This is a genomic window from Wolbachia endosymbiont (group A) of Beris morrisii (assembly GCF_964028185.1).
Lineage (GTDB): Bacteria > Pseudomonadota > Alphaproteobacteria > Rickettsiales > Anaplasmataceae > Wolbachia.
Window position 1 is genome coordinate 458129 of record NZ_OZ034760.1, and the last position, 16445, is coordinate 474573.

At 36.1% G+C, this 16445-nt stretch carries 20 protein-coding genes and 1 tRNA gene; 10 read left to right on the top strand and 11 right to left on the bottom strand.

Annotated features, from left to right (window positions below):
- Positions 1–171 precede the first annotated feature (171 nt).
- From ABWU69_RS02210 to ABWU69_RS02220, 3 genes are all read left to right on the top strand, one after another.
- The gene (locus ABWU69_RS02210) at positions 172–402 is read left to right on the top strand and encodes a hypothetical protein (protein ID WP_265034407.1); all 231 of its coding nucleotides are present in this window, start codon (positions 172–174) and stop codon (positions 400–402) included.
- A gap of 97 nt (positions 403–499) precedes the next feature.
- Positions 500–625 (top strand): hypothetical protein, encoded by a 126-nt coding sequence (locus ABWU69_RS02215; protein WP_265025856.1) that lies wholly within the window; start codon positions 500–502, stop codon positions 623–625.
- 16 nt (positions 626–641) lie between these two features.
- Entirely contained in the window at positions 642–794 is a 153-nt protein-coding gene (locus ABWU69_RS02220; RefSeq protein ID WP_353285419.1) for a transposase, read from the top strand.
- Between the two features lie 99 nt (positions 795–893).
- Here the strand turns inward: ABWU69_RS02220 and ABWU69_RS02225 are convergent, their stop codons facing one another.
- Together ABWU69_RS02225 and ABWU69_RS02230 are read right to left on the bottom strand one after the other, a co-directional pair.
- Positions 894–1019, bottom strand: coding sequence for a hypothetical protein (locus tag ABWU69_RS02225; RefSeq protein WP_353285345.1), 126 nt, complete (start codon positions 1017–1019; stop codon positions 894–896).
- Positions 1020–1152: 133 nt separating this feature from the next.
- Entirely contained in the window at positions 1153–2217 is a 1065-nt protein-coding gene (locus tag ABWU69_RS02230) for a 5-(carboxyamino)imidazole ribonucleotide synthase (RefSeq protein ID WP_353285346.1), read from the bottom strand.
- A gap of 99 nt (positions 2218–2316) precedes the next feature.
- Here ABWU69_RS02230 and apaG point away from each other — a divergent pair, with 99 nt between their 5' ends.
- A complete protein-coding gene (gene apaG / locus ABWU69_RS02235; protein WP_265026666.1) occupies positions 2317–2718 on the top strand; it encodes a Co2+/Mg2+ efflux protein ApaG in 402 nt (133 codons plus the stop codon).
- A 13-nt stretch (positions 2719–2731) separates the two neighbouring features.
- Here apaG and ABWU69_RS02240 read toward each other — a convergent pair whose 3' ends face one another.
- Positions 2732–4330 carry an ABC transporter permease gene (locus tag ABWU69_RS02240; protein ID WP_265034644.1) on the bottom strand — a complete coding sequence of 533 codons (1599 nt, stop codon included), beginning with the start codon at positions 4328–4330 and terminating at the stop codon, positions 2732–2734.
- Between the two features lie 129 nt (positions 4331–4459).
- Here ABWU69_RS02240 and ABWU69_RS02245 point away from each other — a divergent pair, with 129 nt between their 5' ends.
- The gene (locus tag ABWU69_RS02245) at positions 4460–5266 is read left to right on the top strand and encodes a rhodanese-related sulfurtransferase (RefSeq protein ID WP_353285347.1); all 807 of its coding nucleotides are present in this window, start codon (positions 4460–4462) and stop codon (positions 5264–5266) included.
- A 185-nt stretch (positions 5267–5451) separates the two neighbouring features.
- On the opposite strand, the gene topA is transcribed toward ABWU69_RS02245, so the two are convergent.
- A complete protein-coding gene (topA, locus tag ABWU69_RS02250; protein WP_353285348.1) occupies positions 5452–7902 on the bottom strand; it encodes a type I DNA topoisomerase in 2451 nt (816 codons plus the stop codon).
- Between the two features lie 915 nt (positions 7903–8817).
- Here topA and ABWU69_RS02260 point away from each other — a divergent pair.
- A complete protein-coding gene (locus ABWU69_RS02260) occupies positions 8818–8964 on the top strand; it encodes a hypothetical protein (RefSeq protein WP_353285349.1) in 147 nt (48 codons plus the stop codon).
- A gap of 584 nt (positions 8965–9548) precedes the next feature.
- On the opposite strand, the gene ABWU69_RS02265 is transcribed toward ABWU69_RS02260, so the two are convergent.
- The 3 genes from ABWU69_RS02265 to mnmE form a co-directional block, all read right to left on the bottom strand.
- Positions 9549–10565 (bottom strand): NAD(P)/FAD-dependent oxidoreductase, encoded by a 1017-nt coding sequence (locus tag ABWU69_RS02265; protein WP_265026089.1) that lies wholly within the window; start codon positions 10563–10565, stop codon positions 9549–9551.
- 176 nt (positions 10566–10741) lie between these two features.
- A tRNA-Ser gene (locus ABWU69_RS02270) sits at positions 10742–10829 on the bottom strand.
- A gap of 47 nt (positions 10830–10876) precedes the next feature.
- Entirely contained in the window at positions 10877–12412 is a 1536-nt protein-coding gene (gene mnmE, locus ABWU69_RS02275) for a tRNA uridine-5-carboxymethylaminomethyl(34) synthesis GTPase MnmE (protein ID WP_265034651.1), read from the bottom strand.
- A 222-nt stretch (positions 12413–12634) separates the two neighbouring features.
- Here mnmE and nuoI point away from each other — a divergent pair, with 222 nt between their 5' ends.
- Positions 12635–13117, top strand: a complete 483-nt coding sequence (gene nuoI, locus ABWU69_RS02280; RefSeq protein ID WP_265035700.1) for an NADH-quinone oxidoreductase subunit NuoI — start codon at positions 12635–12637, stop codon at positions 13115–13117.
- Between the two features lie 6 nt (positions 13118–13123).
- Positions 13124–13315, top strand: a complete 192-nt coding sequence (locus tag ABWU69_RS02285) for a hypothetical protein (RefSeq protein ID WP_265026092.1) — start codon at positions 13124–13126, stop codon at positions 13313–13315.
- Between the two features lie 57 nt (positions 13316–13372).
- Here ABWU69_RS02285 and ABWU69_RS02290 read toward each other — a convergent pair whose 3' ends face one another.
- The 3 genes from ABWU69_RS02290 to ABWU69_RS02300 all read right to left on the bottom strand — a co-directional run bounded on the left by ABWU69_RS02290 (position 13373) and on the right by ABWU69_RS02300 (position 14274).
- Complete coding sequence (locus ABWU69_RS02290; protein ID WP_265026093.1) at positions 13373–13624, bottom strand: hypothetical protein; 252 nt, start codon at positions 13622–13624, stop codon at positions 13373–13375.
- Positions 13599–13763 carry a hypothetical protein gene (locus tag ABWU69_RS02295; protein WP_265026094.1) on the bottom strand — a complete coding sequence of 55 codons (165 nt, stop codon included), beginning with the start codon at positions 13761–13763 and terminating at the stop codon, positions 13599–13601. The genes ABWU69_RS02290 and ABWU69_RS02295 overlap by 26 nt, the downstream gene beginning before the upstream one ends.
- A gap of 283 nt (positions 13764–14046) precedes the next feature.
- A complete protein-coding gene (locus tag ABWU69_RS02300) occupies positions 14047–14274 on the bottom strand; it encodes a transposase (protein ID WP_265034652.1) in 228 nt (75 codons plus the stop codon).
- A 34-nt stretch (positions 14275–14308) separates the two neighbouring features.
- Between ABWU69_RS02300 and ABWU69_RS02305 the strand changes: the two genes are divergently transcribed.
- Positions 14309–14494, top strand: coding sequence for a hypothetical protein (locus ABWU69_RS02305; RefSeq protein WP_265034653.1), 186 nt, complete (start codon positions 14309–14311; stop codon positions 14492–14494).
- A gap of 217 nt (positions 14495–14711) precedes the next feature.
- Here the strand turns inward: ABWU69_RS02305 and ABWU69_RS02310 are convergent, their stop codons facing one another.
- Entirely contained in the window at positions 14712–14870 is a 159-nt protein-coding gene (locus ABWU69_RS02310) for a hypothetical protein (protein WP_265026097.1), read from the bottom strand.
- Positions 14871–14995: 125 nt separating this feature from the next.
- Here ABWU69_RS02310 and ABWU69_RS02315 point away from each other — a divergent pair, with 125 nt between their 5' ends.
- A complete protein-coding gene (locus ABWU69_RS02315) occupies positions 14996–16399 on the top strand; it encodes an NAD(P)H-dependent flavin oxidoreductase (protein WP_341812836.1) in 1404 nt (467 codons plus the stop codon).
- Positions 16400–16445: the final 46 nt, after the last annotated feature.

Consider the following 16445-nt stretch of genomic DNA (forward strand, 5'->3'; position numbering starts at 1 on the left):
ACATTTGCATTGATTATATTTATAGGTAAAAAAATGGCTAGAATAAATTTTATGGGAGTAGATGTTTCCAAGGGAACATTGAATTAATGGCAAGCATAAGCGCATAGCAAACATGAATGATGCTATATCTAAGTTTATAGAAACAAATATAGTCGATTTACCCATCAAGTTATGTGTAAACCGGCGGCTACGAAAAACTCGTTGCAAAATTGTTACAAGATAACTGTCCATAAAGCTCACCCGAATCGGGTATATGCATTTGCCAAAGCTTGCAATCACTTCGCAAAAACTGACAAATTGGATGCTAAATTACTGGAAAAATACGCTGAATTTATCAGTAAAGACGGTGAAGTAAAAGGATGTACAAAAGCAAGAAGAATTAAAGGAGCTAGGAGCAGTTGAGCGTAATTTAAATCATGCAAATAAGTGTCGTCTGCAAAATGCAACGGGAAAAGCTAGAGAATATATAGAAAGACAGATAGAGTTTGCTGAAAAACAATTGAAGGAAATTAGGCAAGACATAGAAGACGTGATAGCTGAATTGAAAGGAAAAAATGAGCTTTTAATCAGCTATAAAGGTATTGGGTCAAAGACGGCGAGCGTTCTACTGACAGAGGTTTGGTAGATTAGAGAATAGAGAAATTGCATGCTTGGTTGGAGTTGCACCTAAAACTAGCGAAAGTGGAAGAAAAGTTGGCAAAGCTCAAATCAAAGGAGATGCAAGGAAAGCACTATACATGTCAGCTCTTGTTGCTATGCGCCACAACAGAAAAATGAAAGCAGCGTTTGGTTGATTCTGGCAAAGCTGCTAAGGTTGCATTAGTTGCTGTCATGAGAAAAATTATCGTTTGTTTAAATGCCATGATAAAAAATAACAATTTTTATCTTGACTCTTAAGACGGTAGATTCCAGTGTCTGGGCACTGGGATGACGGGAGAAGGAGACACTGCCATCATAAAGTGAAATGAGATCCCGCTACGTGTTAGCGGGATGACGGGAAAAGAGGTACTGGGAGACATCCTTCCTGGTGTGCTTAAATAACAATGTTCGTACAAGTTGTGTGTCACGCGCTAGAATGACATCGTTTACTATGTAACATCTCATCATATCACAATGTTCGTACAGTTGTGGCGGTATGACGTAGAAAAACTGTTAACTTAAATCTATATTGACATGTCCCATTTTACGCTTATCTCTAACCTCTTTTTTCCCATATATGGTTAAACTAGCTTTTTCGTTGCTCAAATACTTATGAGAATCATATATATCATTACCTATTATATTTTTTGTCATACAAGGAAAGCGTAATACTACTTCCTGCATAGGTAGCCCGCATATTATCCTAACCAGCTGTTCAAACTGACTAACGTTACATGCATCCAAGCTCCAGTGGCAAGAATTGTGAGGTCTTGGAGCTAGTTCATTAACTAACAATTCGTTATCCTTAGTAATAAAAAATTCAATAGCCAGAATTCCTATTACATCAAGCGCATTTGCTATTTTCTTTGCAGCTCGTTGTACCTCTTGAGTTAATTTACTATCTATTCTAGCTGGCACTGTTGAAGTATCAAGTATTCCATCAACGTGGTAATTTTCTGCTATAGGAAAAAAAGCTACTTTACCGTTTTTATCTCTTGCAACGACTATTGAAACCTCTTTCAGTAAATCAACACTTGCTTCAAGAATGTACTCTGTATTCCAATCAAAGGAAGCAAATTGCTTCACTTCAGAATCATTCTCAAGCACATATTGCCCTTTTCCATCATAACCCATTTCTGTTGTTTTCAGCCTTGTTGGATAGCCAAAAGCTCTACTGCTTTTCAGTAGCTCATTATAATTTTGTATACTTTTGTATTCAGCAGTTTTTATACTCAAGCTTCTAATGAAATCTTTCTCTCTAAGCCTATTTTGCGCAATGTGTAACGCTTTTTTACCCGGATAAAAATTTACATCGATATCAATTGCACTACATGGAATATTTTCAGACTCAATAGTGACCAAATCCACACTCTGTGCAAAAGATTCAAGCGCTTTCTTATCAGAGAAATCTGCTATTGTGAAATCATCAGCAACAGAGCAAGCCGGATCGTCTTTAGCACTGGCAAAGACATGTGTTTTTTGTCCAAGTTTTGTTGCAGCGATAGCAGCCATTTTACCCAATTGTCCACCACCTATTATTCCTATTACTTTTTTGCTCAGCGCATCTGGTTCATTCATACTATAAATTGATATTTCCTAATTAAAGTATACTTGAAAAATCTATGAAAAAAGTATATAATTAAAATACCATCTTTTTATCATGAATATTCTATAATGATTCTAGAATACACACTAACTACCAACTTTGTTGAAGTTACAGTTTTACCAATTTACATTGAAGAGCAATCCATTCCTTATGAAAATTGCTATGTATGGATGTATAATGTTAAGATAAAAAACAAAAGCCAATCAACTATTCAATTGTTAAGTCGTCATTGGCAAATAATAGATTATAAGGGAAAAGTAAATGAAATTGCCGGAGTTGGTGTTATCGGAGAACAACCTGTGATAAAATCTGGAGAGGTATTCAAATACACAAGTGGAGCATACTTAAATGCACCGTCAGGAATAATGCAGGGTAAGTATGAATTTCTGAATGAAGAAAGCATAAAAATTTTTGAGGTTATGATACCACCCTTTTCTTTGGATAGTCCATACGTCAACACTAGACCCCATTAACTATCAAAATAGTTTATTTTTTATCCTTATCATCAAGTTTAAATAAGATGACTGTAGAAATTAATCCTATTATAACTATCATTAACGAAAATGGTGCAGCTTCTCTATAACGCTCATCGCTTACAAGTTCATATATTCTAGTTGATATAGTTTCAAAATTAAATGGTCTTATAATGAGTGTTGCTGTGAGCTCTTTGATAGTATCCATAAATACGAGCAAAAATCCCGATAATATACTCTTCTTGATGAGAGGGATATGAACATTCAAACATGTGGAAATAGGCCCATGACCCATAGTATATGCAGTCCACTCGATTTCATTTGGTGTTTTTTTGAGCCCTGATTCTACTGCCTTGAAAGATATAGCAAAAAAACGAAATAAATATGAGTAAATTAAAGCACCAATAGTTCCTACTAAGCTAATTTCCACAATATATTGAGTAATGAAAGAGGATATTTTGCTTAAAAATATTATTATACTAATTGCGATAATTGCATTTGGAATCGCATAGCCCAGAGAAATGAGACGCGCTATATTGTTGATTACCTTATTTTTACGCGCCGTATATCCAATCATTATTGCAATGCTAATTGAGATTAATGCGGTGATAAATGATAAACTAACGCTATTTGCTATTATGTTATAAAATCTTGCTTCGTATATGAAAAACCCCTTCTCTATGCTCCAATATATGAGCGGAATCATTGGCAAAATAAAACCTATTAATATCGGCAATACACACATAAGATAAGCAAAGATCAACGGTATAGCGCCACTTATACTCCGTTTATTGTGATAATCTGAATTGGTATTGATTGAAGAGTAGGATATTCCTTTTTTTTGTAGTTTTTTTTCGATAGCTATTAGTGTTGCAACGAAAATCAATTCTGCAACTGCTAAAACAGTAGTTGAATATTTGTCATGCAGTAAAAACCAGGTGCGATATATTCCTGTCGTGAAAGTATCAATAGCAAGAAACTGTGGTGTGCCGAAATCCGTAATTACTTCCATTAGTACCAAGGATAACCCAGCTATAATTGATGGGCGTATGGAGGGTATAATGACAAAAAGTAAGCTCCTTAATGAGGAAAAACCAAGTGTTGATGCAATAGTGACTGAGTTACTAACATTCTTTAGACTTGAGCGGACTAACATATAAACGTATGGATATAGGCTAAATCCCATCACTAATATTCCACCACCTAGAGATTTTATTTCAGGAAACCAATAGTCACCTTTGCTCCAATCTAAAATGTCTCTTAATGAGCTTTGCACCGGACCTGAAAACTCTAGCGTATTTACATAGACGAACGCTACTATATATCCAGGAATCGATATCGGAAAGAATAAAGCAATCTCAAAAATTTTACTTCCAGGGAATGAAAAAAATGTGGTGAGCCAAGCTGGAATTACTCCAAATATGAAGGATATCCCCCCCACTCCTATCATCAAAATTAACGTACTCAGTATATATTCAGGAAAAAGTGTGCTGATTACCCATCCGGAATTCGCTGTATCTGTAAATAGAATTGATATTAATGATAATATTGGGCAGACAAATAATATACTTACTAGAAATAAGAATATATTTTTAAATACTCTTAAAAACATTAATTTGAATCTATATTTAATATTAAAATGTTATATGTAAAAACTGAAGATATCCAGTAATTAACAGCCGATCTATTGAATATCTTGATAATCTCATATATTATATTTTAAGTTTATAGATTAGTAACCATGAGCTTCATCATTGCAACTTTCTATCATTTTGTAGAACTTTCTAATTATTATGACATGAAAGACGAAATAAAAACTGCATGCGACAACGTTGAATTAAAGGGCACTATACTCCTTGCAGAAGAGGGTGTTAATGCAACAATATCTGGTAAAAGAAACGCGATTGATGAAATATTTGATTTTCTACATTCTGATTATAGGCTGAAAGATCTTACATGGAAAGAGAGTGCAGCAAAATATCAACCATTTAGCAAGATGAAGGTAAAATTAAAAAGAGAGATTGTGAATCTTGGTGTAAGCAATCTTGATATTTCCCTTAAGGGTAAATATGTTGATCCAGAGCATTGGGATGATTTTACTTCTCAACCTGACGTTTTAGTAATAGATACACGAAATGAGTATGAAGTGAAATTAGGCAAGTTTAAAAATGCAATTAATCCACATACACAATGTTTCCGTGAGTTTCCTCAGTGGGCAGAGTCATTTTCTGAGAGTAAAGACCTGAAAGTGGCTATGTACTGCACTGGTGGAATTAGATGTGAAAAATCAACAGCATATATGAAAAGTCTTGGATTTAACGATGTGTACCACCTGAAAGGCGGCATTCTTTCTTACCTTGAAAAAACTTATAATAAAAATGGTAATTGGAAAGGTGAGTGTTTTGTTTTTGATGATAGAATTGCTGTTGATAACTCACTTACTCCAAGCAACACAATAAAATGCATACTCTGCTCAAATCAAGTTTCAACTGATGAACTGAAGTCAGTTCCACGTGGCCAAGTGGTTTGTTTCAACTGTAAACTTTAGTGTTATAGCTATAATAAATAAAACATCATGCCGCTGCAGTTGTATGCACGTTGTGATTTGAGAGCAACCTCTACCAGAAAGGGTGTCATGCCAGTGCCCAGACACTGGCATCCAGGTTCTTTTTTTCTAGATTCCAGCGTCGCGCGCTGGAATGACAATAAAGAGCATATGGTTATGCAAGAAGTCTATTTCTTACCCTTAATCAACTCTAAAGCCTTCTTCAAATCTATGCTTTCAATATCTGCACTCTTGCCCAAAGCAACGTTTGTTTTACCGCATTTTATATAGAATCCGTACCTACCGTTGCAGATGAAAACTTCTTTTCCCTTTTCATTAACCCCGAGAGACTTTAGTTCTTTGCGTGGACTGTTTGCAATAATTTGTACAGCTTCGCTCAATTCTGTATTCAGCACCTCTTTGGAGCTTTTCTTAAGAGAAAAGTATTTACCATCATAGAAAATATAGTATCCAAATCGTCCAAGGCCTATTTTTACTTCCTTTCCGGTTTCAGGGTGTTCTCCAATTACTTTTGGCAAGGAAAGTAACTGAGTAGCGGTATTCAGATCAATCTCATTAACATTTATATCTTTTGGTATAGAAACCGCTTTTTTCTTTTCTGACTCATTATTAAACTGCAGGTAAAGCCCAAAAGGACCTTTTTTAATTACTACCTCTTGTCCTGTTATATCATCTACACCTAAACTTTTTGGATATTCTGAATTGTCGTTACTACCTGTAATTTCTTTTGTATGGTTGCATTCAGGATAGTTAGAACATCCAAGAAATACCCCCGCGCGCCCGAAGTTCAATTTCAATATGCCATCAGAGCAAATAGGACATTTCGTATTCACCTCTTTTCTTCCTTCTTCTGAACAAAACCAATCGACTACCAAATCGTGAATGCCGCTAAAAACTTCATCATGCGTCATTTGCTTGACAGAGTTTACATGACCAAAAAATGGCACCCAAAAGTGGCCTAATTCTTTTTTCCAATCTGCATGTCCATTTGAGATTAAATCAAGCTTTTCTTCCATTTTTGCTGTGAAATCATACTCTATACAACGCTGAAAAAAGGTTTCTAAAAATATAGTAACGATTTTACCACGACTGCTTGGAATAAACCTTTTGCTATCCAATGAAACGTACTCACGATCTTGTAATACCGAAATAATTGTTGCATAAGTTGATGGGCGGCCTATACCGATTTCTTCCATTTTTTTTACGATACTTGCTTCACTATAACGAGGTGGCGGTTGAGTAAAGTGCTGTTTTGGCTCAACTGAAATCAGCTTACACGCTTCCCCTTTTTTCATGACAGGTAGCAGGCCTTCATTTTCGGCTTCTATGTTATCTTGGTAGACTCTATAAAAACCATCAAAGAATATACTTGATCCACTTGCTCGCAGAATTACTTTCTGGTCAGTAGAACTAATTTCAACTACCACTTGATCAAGGATCGCCGATTCCATCTGACTTGCAATGGTTCTTTTCCAGATTAAATCGTACAATTTAAATTGCTCTGGCGTTAAGTAATCCTTAATACTACCCGGCGTTCTGTTGATATCAGTTGGACGAATTGCTTCATGTGCTTCTTGAGCATTTTTGACCTTTTTTACATATTTACGAGGAGACTGCGGTAAATATTTATCACCATATAATGACTTAATTGACCCTCTAATTGAGTTTATAGCCTCATCTGCAATATGAAACCCATCTGTACGCATGTAAGTTATCAACCCTACAGTTTCACCACCAATATCGATACCTTCATATAAATTTTGCGCTATGCGCATAACACTTTTCACATTAAAATACAGTTTATTCACTGCATCTTGCTGAAGACTTGAAGTAATAAACGGAGGAAGAGGGTTTCTCTTAACTTGCTTGCGTTCTACTGTGCTTACAGCATATTGCCTTGACTCAATCTCCCTAACTAAGTTCTTTGCTTCTTCTTCATTCTTAATATCAAATTTTTCTAGCTTTTTATTGTCATAGTGGCTTAGCATAGCAAAAAAAGCCTCATCTTTGCTATTTTGCATTTCTGCCTTTATGCTCCAATACTCCTGTGTTATAAACTTACTGATTTCATCTTCTCGTTCGCATATAAGCTTTAATGCAACAGACTGCACGCGTCCTGCAGACTTGCTTCCCGACAATTTCGTCCACAGCAGTGGTGACAAACTAAATCCAACTAGATAATCCAAAGCTCTGCGTGTTTGCTGTGCGCGCACTAAGTCCATATTTATTTCACGTGGATTTTTTATAGCCTCTTGTACTGCTCTCTTTGTTATCTCATTAAAGACTACTCTATGAATGTTGCTTTCATCATTGATTGCTTTCTTTTCTTTTAATGTTTCTATCACATGCCAAGCCATTGCTTCCCCTTCTCTGTCTGGGTCTGTTGCAAGATATATATCTGATGTTTTGCTTGCGGCTTTTACTAACTCTTTTATATATTTTTCTGCTTTTTCAATGATTTCATACTTTATAACAAAATCATTATCCGGATCGACAGAACCGTTTTTTGCTGGAAGATCCCTCACATGTCCAAAGGATGCAGCTACTTTGAACTCTTTACCCAAATATTTACCTATTGTCTTTGCTTTCGCAGGTGATTCAACTATTAATAATGCCATGTTGTTAATTATTTTAGTACTTTAAAGATAATATGTTGAGAAATATACGATGAAAAGTAAAAAAATATTTTAATAGGTCTTGTGAATTTTACAAAGTGATTATTCACGGGTTTTAGAAACCCCTTGGACGTTGCTATTTTCAAGTGACTTTGAAGGCTCATTTATGTAAACATTCTACCCAGTATTTCAGCAACTGTCAATTTTGCTAACAAATTACGTGAAAATTTATAGAAAACACTGAACTCTGTAGCATTACAAAAAACCCAATTATTTTCTTGCATTACTCTCTGTCATCCTGCTACTCCTTTCTTGTCATGCCGCCGCGGTATCTCTTAGCATCTTACTATTACCCACAAATATAAATGTTTGTTGCATAGCTCTTAATGGCATAACTTTTGCTTGAAATAATTGTTTATATGGTGCAATTTACAGCTTTTAGTTGCTAAAATTATAACTCTTAGTTTAATAATTTTAATCCAATAAGCTTTCAGGTTAATAAAATTAAATTATTTGAGTAAATACAATACTATGTTTTTATTTGTGGGTAATAGTAAGCTTAGCATAGATCCCGCTAACAAGTAGCGGGATGACGGTTGTCAGGGTGTCATCCTAATACCTTCCCCTGTCATCCAAGTAGCTGACACTGGTTCCTTTATGACGGTGTCATCCGAGTAGCTGACACTGGTTCCTTTATGATGGTGTCATCCCAGTGCCCAGACACTGGGATCCAGAAGACTTAATTTCAACCAAGTGGCTGCATAATAAAGGCTGGATTCCAGTGCCAAGCACTGGAATGACAGCAATCTACGTCATACCGCCGCGGTATCTCTTAGCCGCTAACGAGTAGCGGGATGACGGTTGTCAGGCTAGTGCCTTCTCCTGTCATCCAAGTAGCCTCCCTCCCCTGTCATCCCAGTGCTTGACACTGGGATCCAGGAAAAAGAATGGTATCATCCAAGTAGCCGACACTGGGATCCAGGAAAAAGAATGGTGTCATCCCAGCGCCCCTATGATGTCATTCCAGTCTGGAATCCAGACTTTAATTGTTATACTTGTAAATAAGTCTGGTGAAAATAAACGTTCATCTCAAAATGCAGTATTTTTGTTGAAATAGCTCAACTGGATCCCAGTGTCTGGGCACTGGGATGACAAAAAAAGGAGCACTGGGATGACACCATTTGTTGTGTTTAACAAAGTTCGTACTTAGCTTCATGTTAGCCACAAACATTAAGAAATTTACCAAATGAAAAAAAAGGCAAAAGAAGCCCCGATTAATATCTATTTTAGAACATTGGCGTTTTTTAAGTCTTAAACACTGCAATTTAGCTGCTTTTAAATGCAACTCACCTTAGTTTGAATGTTTAAGAAATTTACTAAGCAGAAAAAAAGGCAAAAGATATCCCGTATTAGCTAGTTGTCACTCTCTAATCCTGCAAATTGGCGTGCTATACTGTCTTAAACGCTTTATAAGCGCGTTTCAGCTTATATAGGTAAAAACCCAGAAATGTTGTGAAGACGTAGGGTGCGCATAGTGCAAAAAATTAAAAATAAGACGCCAATTACGTAATACTGTTGTCGTTTAATCTGCACAGATTGAAGATAAATGAATACCTTCAGTACCATGATAAGGGGGCTGGCGAAGGGTGTCAAGCAAGTTTTTCTTTCCCGTGAATTCCTTTTGAAGTCGAGTATTGAAAATTGACTGGAGAGTTGTGGATTACTTTGTATATGTCATAACAAGCCATGGCACTCTCAGCAAAACCACTTAATATTAACTTTAGTTTGCCTGAATAAGTAGCTATATCTCCGATTGCATATATCCTATCTCTACTGGTTTTTAAGGTAGTCGGATCAACAACTATGCGGCTATGTTCTAACTCTATACCCCAATTGTTTATTGGACCAAGATTCATTGACAATCCAAAAAATGGCAGCAAAAAATCAGCGGATATTTCTTTTTCTTCCTTAGAGGCAATGTTTTTTACTATCACTGCGCTCAACTGCCCATTACCTCCTGCTAGTTCGTGTAATTGATATGGCACTACCAGTTCTATCTTTCCATCATTTTCAAGTGATTCTAATTTATTTCTAGTTTCAGGAGTGCAGCGAAATTCCTTTCTTCTATGTATCACATAAATTTTCTTTGCAACTTTAGAAAGTTCTACAGTCCAATCAGCTGCAGAATCACCCCCCCCTGCAATGACTATAGTTTTGTCCTGAAAATCAGAAATTTTATTTACACTGTAAAATACAGATTTATTTTCATATTCTAATATACCACTTAAGGGTGGACGGTTAGGTTCAAACATTCCGTTACCTGCAGCAACAATAACAGCCTTACATTTTACCTCTGTGCCTGTATTAGTTATGATAATAAAGCTTTGATCGCAGTTATTCGAAATCTTTTCTACTTTTTGACTTAAATGGTAAATAGGCTTAAATGGCGAAGCTTGCTCCATTAGCTGCTCAATTAATTTTTGGGCAGTAATTACAGGATAACCAGGTATATCGTATATTGGCTTTTCTGGGTAAAGAGCAGTGCATTGTCCTCCTGCTTGATCCAAAACATCTATTATATGACATCCCATATCAAGCATTCCCGCTTGAAAAGCAGTGAATATTCCAACAGGCCCTGCACCTATTATTACTATATCGGTTTTCATATTCAGATGGTAATCTATTTATAGATATTAGCTTTCTTCGCTAATAAGGTCAATTTACAAAGGGATGTATTTTTAAAAATGTGGCTAGATCAGATAAGATTTCCAGCGTTACAAACCACATAGTCCAAATAAGCTCTAAAAATCAGCTAACATAGTGGGATGCTAAAAGTAGCGTGCGGACGGAATGGGATTCGAACCCATGGTACGCTCATCACGTACGTCAGTTTTCAAGACTGGTGCCTTAAACCGCTCGGCCATCCGTCCATTTCTTTTCTATCACAACATTTGATTTTAAGCAATCTATAAAAGCTTTACTTGCCCACGCAAAAGTTGCTAAATATACTGTCCAATATTTCCTCAACATCAATAATTCCAATCACCGCACCAAGTTCAAATGCAGCAAGCCTCAAATCTTCAGATATTAATTCAATTGGATTATCGATATTAAAACGTTGTAAATGTTCCAGTGCTTTCTGCATGTGACTCCTATGTCTTTGCCGAGTAATCACAGGAGTGTCTCTATCATGCCCAAATTTTTCCTCTGCCTTCTCTTTTATGAGAGAGATCAACTTGTTTGTACCTATTCCCTTTAGAATAGAAATGGGTAAAAGATCTATGCCATTAATTTTTATATTGTGATTATTGATAACATCGTCAGCTTTGCTCAGAACATAAATGGTGTCATTTTGGTCTGATGTCATGCAAGTAGCTGACACTGGAATCCAGCTTATCTCATCATGAACATTGTTTTCAGCACATGTTTCTAGAATCCATTGTCTATTGCATAATTTGCAAGTATTTTTATATCTGGATCCCAGTGTCACGCACTGGGATGACACCGTTTGTTGATTACAATATTTGCATAGTTGTGTGTCAACGACAGATGGTATATTGCCTGTGGCTTGATAATTGACATCGTGTCGTTGTTCAAAAGGAAATAGTTCTATTCTTAAATCAGCTTCAAAAGACCTCTTTTTCGCTCGACTTATACCTTCTGATTCTATTGGATCTGAACTCTCACGAATTCCAGCAGTATCAGAGAGAATGATTGGGTATCCGCCAATGTCAATATGAGCTTCAAGTATATCTCTTGTTGTGCCTGCATATTCAGAAACAATAGCAATATCACGCTTGGCTAAGAAATTAAACAGAGTTGATTTACCGACATTTGGTTCACCAGTTATTACAATATGTAAACCCTCACGCAACCTTTCGCCCCGTCTATTATCATTTAAATGCTCTTGTATCAACTGCACGAGAGATTGCACTTCATTATTAATTTTTTCCAATTCACTTTTTTCTGCCCAAATGTCCTCTGGAAAGTCTATATATGCTTCGATTTTGGATTGTATCGTTATTAATCTTTGCCTCCAATTGCTGTATAGTCTCTCCAATTCTCCTGATATCTGCTTAATCGCTTGTTTAGCTTGCATTTTCGTCTCAGCATCAATTAAGTCTGCAATCCCTTCTATTTGCGTTAAGTCAAATTTACCATTTAGAAAAGCCCTAAGTGAGAATTCTCCTGGTCTGGCCATAACAAAAATTTTCGATAATTCCTCCAAGATGATTTTTATGACTGCCTTGCTTCCATGCACTTGTAACTCTATAACGTCCTCGCCAGTGAAACTGTTTGGAGCAGGGAAATAGATGATTATTCCATTATCTATCAATTGATTGGAATCATCATATAGATCAACTAAAGTAGCAAATCTTGGTTTAATTTCTTTCTTAATATGAAAATGATTTAAAGCTTTAAGCGCGTAGTTGCCTGAAATTCTAATTACTGCAACTCCTGACTTACCAAATACGGTCGATAAAGCGAAAATAGTTTCATTTGTGTTTGTCATTATTTATATAAACTACTTAGCAATATTACACTTAAGAAACCAAAATACCTAATTTGAAAATATTCAAAATTTTTATCTATCTTGCTAGTTTATATTTATGCAGTACTATCATACTAGTGAATGTATTATATAGAAAAGCTGTAAAAGTCACCCAGGTGAAAATATTTATTTTGAAAACTGATAATATGATTTATAATGACTGACACAAGTTTTAAATATTTTATGCTCAAGAAATTAGCTTGGTATTGGTCTTTTGTAGAGTTAATTAAAGGGTTTGCTATTACATTGAAATATATGTTCAAACCAAAGGTTACGTTGAGATATCCTATGGAGAAGGGTCCTCTAAGTCCAAGGTTTCGTGGTGAGCATGCGTTGCGTAGGTATTCAAACGGTGAAGAACGATGCATAGCTTGTAAATTATGCGAAGTTATCTGCCCTGCTCAAGCAATAGTGATTGAAGCAGAGGAAAGAGAAGACGGTAGTCGCCGTACCACGCGCTATGATATTGATATGACAAAATGCATATACTGCGGACTTTGCCAAGAGGCATGTCCAGTTGATGCAATTGTGGAGGGTCCTAACTTTGAATTTGCTACTGAAACAAGAGAGGAGCTAATGTACAATAAAGAAAAGTTATTGCATAATGGTGAAGTTTGGGAAGACGCAATTGCACTCAGGTTAAAAAAGAATAGACCTTGTTATTAACTAGGTATGTCAACAATTAAAATTTCTTACAGCAAGTATGTAATAGATCTCTTGTACAACTGTGATTTAAGTGAAAGACTAACAGCCTACCTTTTGGCAGCACATGACGCTGGAATCTGGAAAAAAGGACCAGTGTCAAGCACACAATTGTGCGAACGTTTTAACCTGAATGTGCAGCAAATGGTGTCATCCAAGTAGCTGACACTGGGATGGCTTTGTTGCATAGCACCTTGTATTGGATAGATCAGGAAAAACTTATGTAGCCATTTCAAACTTAGGCACGCCTATTTCGATAAATTTATTCAGCAAATAACACTTGAGTAGCAGTTCCTTCCCACGGTTAATTTCAGATTTGTTCCGAAAATTAAACCCGAATGTTTGTTTCAGTCGCGAGAAAAAACTTTCTACATAAGATCTTTTTCCGTAGTTTGTTTGCCTTTTCCACCTCTTCATTCCATCTTCGCTGTATGACTTTATTAGTCTAATTGCAGCATTTCTCTCTGCCATACTTTGGATGCTCTGCTGCATCGTTTTTTGGAGGAATTTTTGTCTTTATGCCGCATTCATCATACAATTTATAGAGTTTATGTCTGTCATATGCTCTGTCTGCATATAGTGCTTTTATGGCATGAACTTCTTTAAGCAAATCGCAAGCTCCATAGTGATCAGACCGTTACTGTATTTTGCAGCTATGGCTTTTTTGCTGTTTATATTCAACATTACGTGTAGTTTCTTTACTTGTTCATAGCTGCGATACTTTCTATTTTCGCTATTTTCCTTGCTGTGGCCAGGTTATAAATGCTGATGCTTGTGCTATCTATGGCAATTTCGATATCTTCCATATTATTTTTATCAACTCTGCAATCATTGATCTTAATATTAAGTTTCTTTTGATGCTTGTGAATAGCTGCAAATTTTTTCCTATTTGTTCAATGTATCCCTCTAAAAATCCTACTCAAACCTATTCTGAATAGATGGGTTGTTATATGTATCAAAATCACCACTTTATCACTATAAATATAGTTGCCGCCCTGCATTTTTGGCCCAATTTCATACCAATTTTCGATAGCTTCATCGATGTAACGAAAAATATTTCCCCTTTTTTCAAGGAATTTGTTATATTCGTTTTGGTTACTGACTTTCATTTTCTGTGGCATATTTTTTCTTCAAAGGTTAAATGGCTATTTTATAATGAATTTTGTCAGTAGCCACCAGATTTTTTCAGTTGCTATGCAACAAAGCCCACTGGGATCCAGCTTCTGTATCAAAAACGTTTGTTTTAGCATAAAACAGCTACCTTTAGTCATCAGCTCAGTATGCTTACTTATAATCAAAATTCCTGGATTCCAGTGGGCTTTGTTGTATCGCTACCTATGAAAGGCTAACATAGTTAGGATTGTAAGCAACCTATAGAAAATCTTGTTTTTTTGCAATCAATCTGATCAAATTTAAGAATAGTAATTTGTTATTTGTATTAATAAATTTAATTCTATTGAAAATAGCTAAAGCATTGAAATTCTTGAATTTTAGCCGGATTAGTGAGTGGTAGTGAAATTTCTTTTACTCAAATTTAGGTATTCACTGACCGTTCTTGTTATAAATACCAGAATAATAAGCTACTGATATTCTCTATCTTTTTTATCTTTAATCCATCATAGCTAGCGATGCAACAAAGCCATTCCAGTGTCAAGCACTGGAATGACAAGAAGAGGCTACTTGGATGACACCCTTCCCTAGCGGAAATTGCTCTCAAACTACAATATTTGTGCAGCGTGGATAGGATAGTAGCTATAGAAGCTTTAATGACACAAGAAAAAATAAACAGCTATTATTTTTTTCGTAATTAAGTAAAATAGAGTGAAAGATTAAGAGGAAGCTTTGAAAAATAAGATAAAAAAGATAGTAGTTTCAGGAAAGGAAGTGTGGCCAATCATCGAGGGTGGCAAAGGCATTGCAGTTAGTGATGGGAGATCAAGCGGAGCATTTGCTGCAGCAGATGCTGTGGGTACGTTTTCTGGTGCAAATGCTAAGCTTATTGATGATAATGGTGAGTTAGTGCCGCTGATTTACAAAGGCAAAACAAGAAATGAAAAACACAGTGAATTGATTGAGTATAGTATTAAAGCTGGAATCAGTCAGGCAAAAATAGCGAATGAAATATCAAAAGGCCGTGGAAGAGTACATATGAATGTGCTTTGGGAGATGGGAACAGCAGAACGCGTGCTTCATGGCATATTAGGAGGAGCGAAAGGTTTGATTCATGGTATTACCTGCGGTGCTGGTATGCCTTATAGGCTTGGAGAAATTGCAGCTAAATATCAGGTTTATTATTACCCTATTATCTCATCGGTGCGTGCTTTTAAAGCATTATGGAAACGTGCTTACCAAAAAATATCTTCTTATTGGCTAGGTGGAGTAGTTTATGAGGATCCATGGCTTGCTGGTGGTCACAATGGACTGAGTAACAGTGAAGACCCAGAGCTACCACAGGCTCCATTTAAAAGAGTTGCAGAGCTTAGATCTTTTATGAACGAGATCGGTCTTTCAGAAACACCAATTGTTATGGCAGGAGGAGTGTGGCATTTGAAAGATTGGGAACATTGGTTTGACAATCTGCAAATTGGACCAATAGCTTTTCAGTTTGGCACTCGTCCACTTTTGACGAAAGAAAGCCCAATTTCTGCAGAGTGGAAAAAGAAGCTACTCACTTTAGAAGAAGGTGACGTATTTTTAAATAAATTCAGTCCAACAGGATTTTACTCATCTGCAGTAGAAAATAACTTCATACGTGAGTTGCAGGAACGGAATTCACGTCAAATAAAGTTTTCAGAAAATGCCAGCAAGGAATTCAATAGTGAATTTGCAATGGGTAGCAGAGGTAGGAAGATTTACCTTACTGCAAAAGACAAAGAACTGGCAAATACATGGACTAAAGCAGGGTACACAGAAGCAATGAAAACCCCAGATTCAACTGTTATTTTTGTGACGCCAGACAAATTTGCAGAGATAAGACAAGATCAAATCAATTGCATGGGATGTTTGAGCCATTGCCTGTTTAGCAATTGGAAAGATCATGGCGACCATTCAACAGGGCAAAAACCAGATCCACGGAGTTTTTGTATACAAAAGACACTGCAAAACATTATACATGACAGCGATATTGAAAATGAACTCATGTTTTCCGGACATAATGTATATAAATTCAAGCAAGATCCGTTTTATGAGAATGGCTATGTACCGACAGTAAAAGAACTGGTAAAAAGGATATTGACTGGGTATTGAGTCAGCAGTGGCCTGAAAAGTCCATTTTTCACTTTATAAAATGTTT

What these genes read in the sequence shown, in the direction of transcription:
- ABWU69_RS02265 (WP_265026089.1), bottom strand. Translation starts at nt 10,565, where the DNA reads ATGAAAACCGATATAGTAATAATAGGTGCAGGGCCTGTTGGAATATTC.
- ABWU69_RS02290 (WP_265026093.1), bottom strand. Translation starts at nt 13,624, where the DNA reads ATGGCAGAGAGAAATGCTGCAATTAGACTAATAAAGTCATACAGCGAA.
- ABWU69_RS02305 (WP_265034653.1), top strand. Translation starts at nt 14,309, where the DNA reads ATGAATTTTGTCAGTAGCCACCAGATTTTTTCAGTTGCTATGCAACAA.
- nuoI (WP_265035700.1), top strand. Translation starts at nt 12,635, where the DNA reads ATGCTCAAGAAATTAGCTTGGTATTGGTCTTTTGTAGAGTTAATTAAA.
- ABWU69_RS02225 (WP_353285345.1), bottom strand. Translation starts at nt 1,019, where the DNA reads ATGTCTCCCAGTACCTCTTTTCCCGTCATCCCGCTAACACGTAGCGGG.
- mnmE (WP_265034651.1), bottom strand. Translation starts at nt 12,412, where the DNA reads ATGACAAACACAAATGAAACTATTTTCGCTTTATCGACCGTATTTGGT.
- ABWU69_RS02210 (WP_265034407.1), top strand. Translation starts at nt 172, where the DNA reads ATGTGTAAACCGGCGGCTACGAAAAACTCGTTGCAAAATTGTTACAAG.
- ABWU69_RS02240 (WP_265034644.1), bottom strand. Translation starts at nt 4,330, where the DNA reads ATGTTTTTAAGAGTATTTAAAAATATATTCTTATTTCTAGTAAGTATA.
- ABWU69_RS02300 (WP_265034652.1), bottom strand. Translation starts at nt 14,274, where the DNA reads ATGCCACAGAAAATGAAAGTCAGTAACCAAAACGAATATAACAAATTC.
- ABWU69_RS02230 (WP_353285346.1), bottom strand. Translation starts at nt 2,217, where the DNA reads ATGAATGAACCAGATGCGCTGAGCAAAAAAGTAATAGGAATAATAGGT.
- topA (WP_353285348.1), bottom strand. Translation starts at nt 7,902, where the DNA reads ATGGCATTATTAATAGTTGAATCACCTGCGAAAGCAAAGACAATAGGT.
- ABWU69_RS02245 (WP_353285347.1), top strand. Translation starts at nt 4,460, where the DNA reads ATGAGCTTCATCATTGCAACTTTCTATCATTTTGTAGAACTTTCTAAT.
- ABWU69_RS02285 (WP_265026092.1), top strand. Translation starts at nt 13,124, where the DNA reads ATGTCAACAATTAAAATTTCTTACAGCAAGTATGTAATAGATCTCTTG.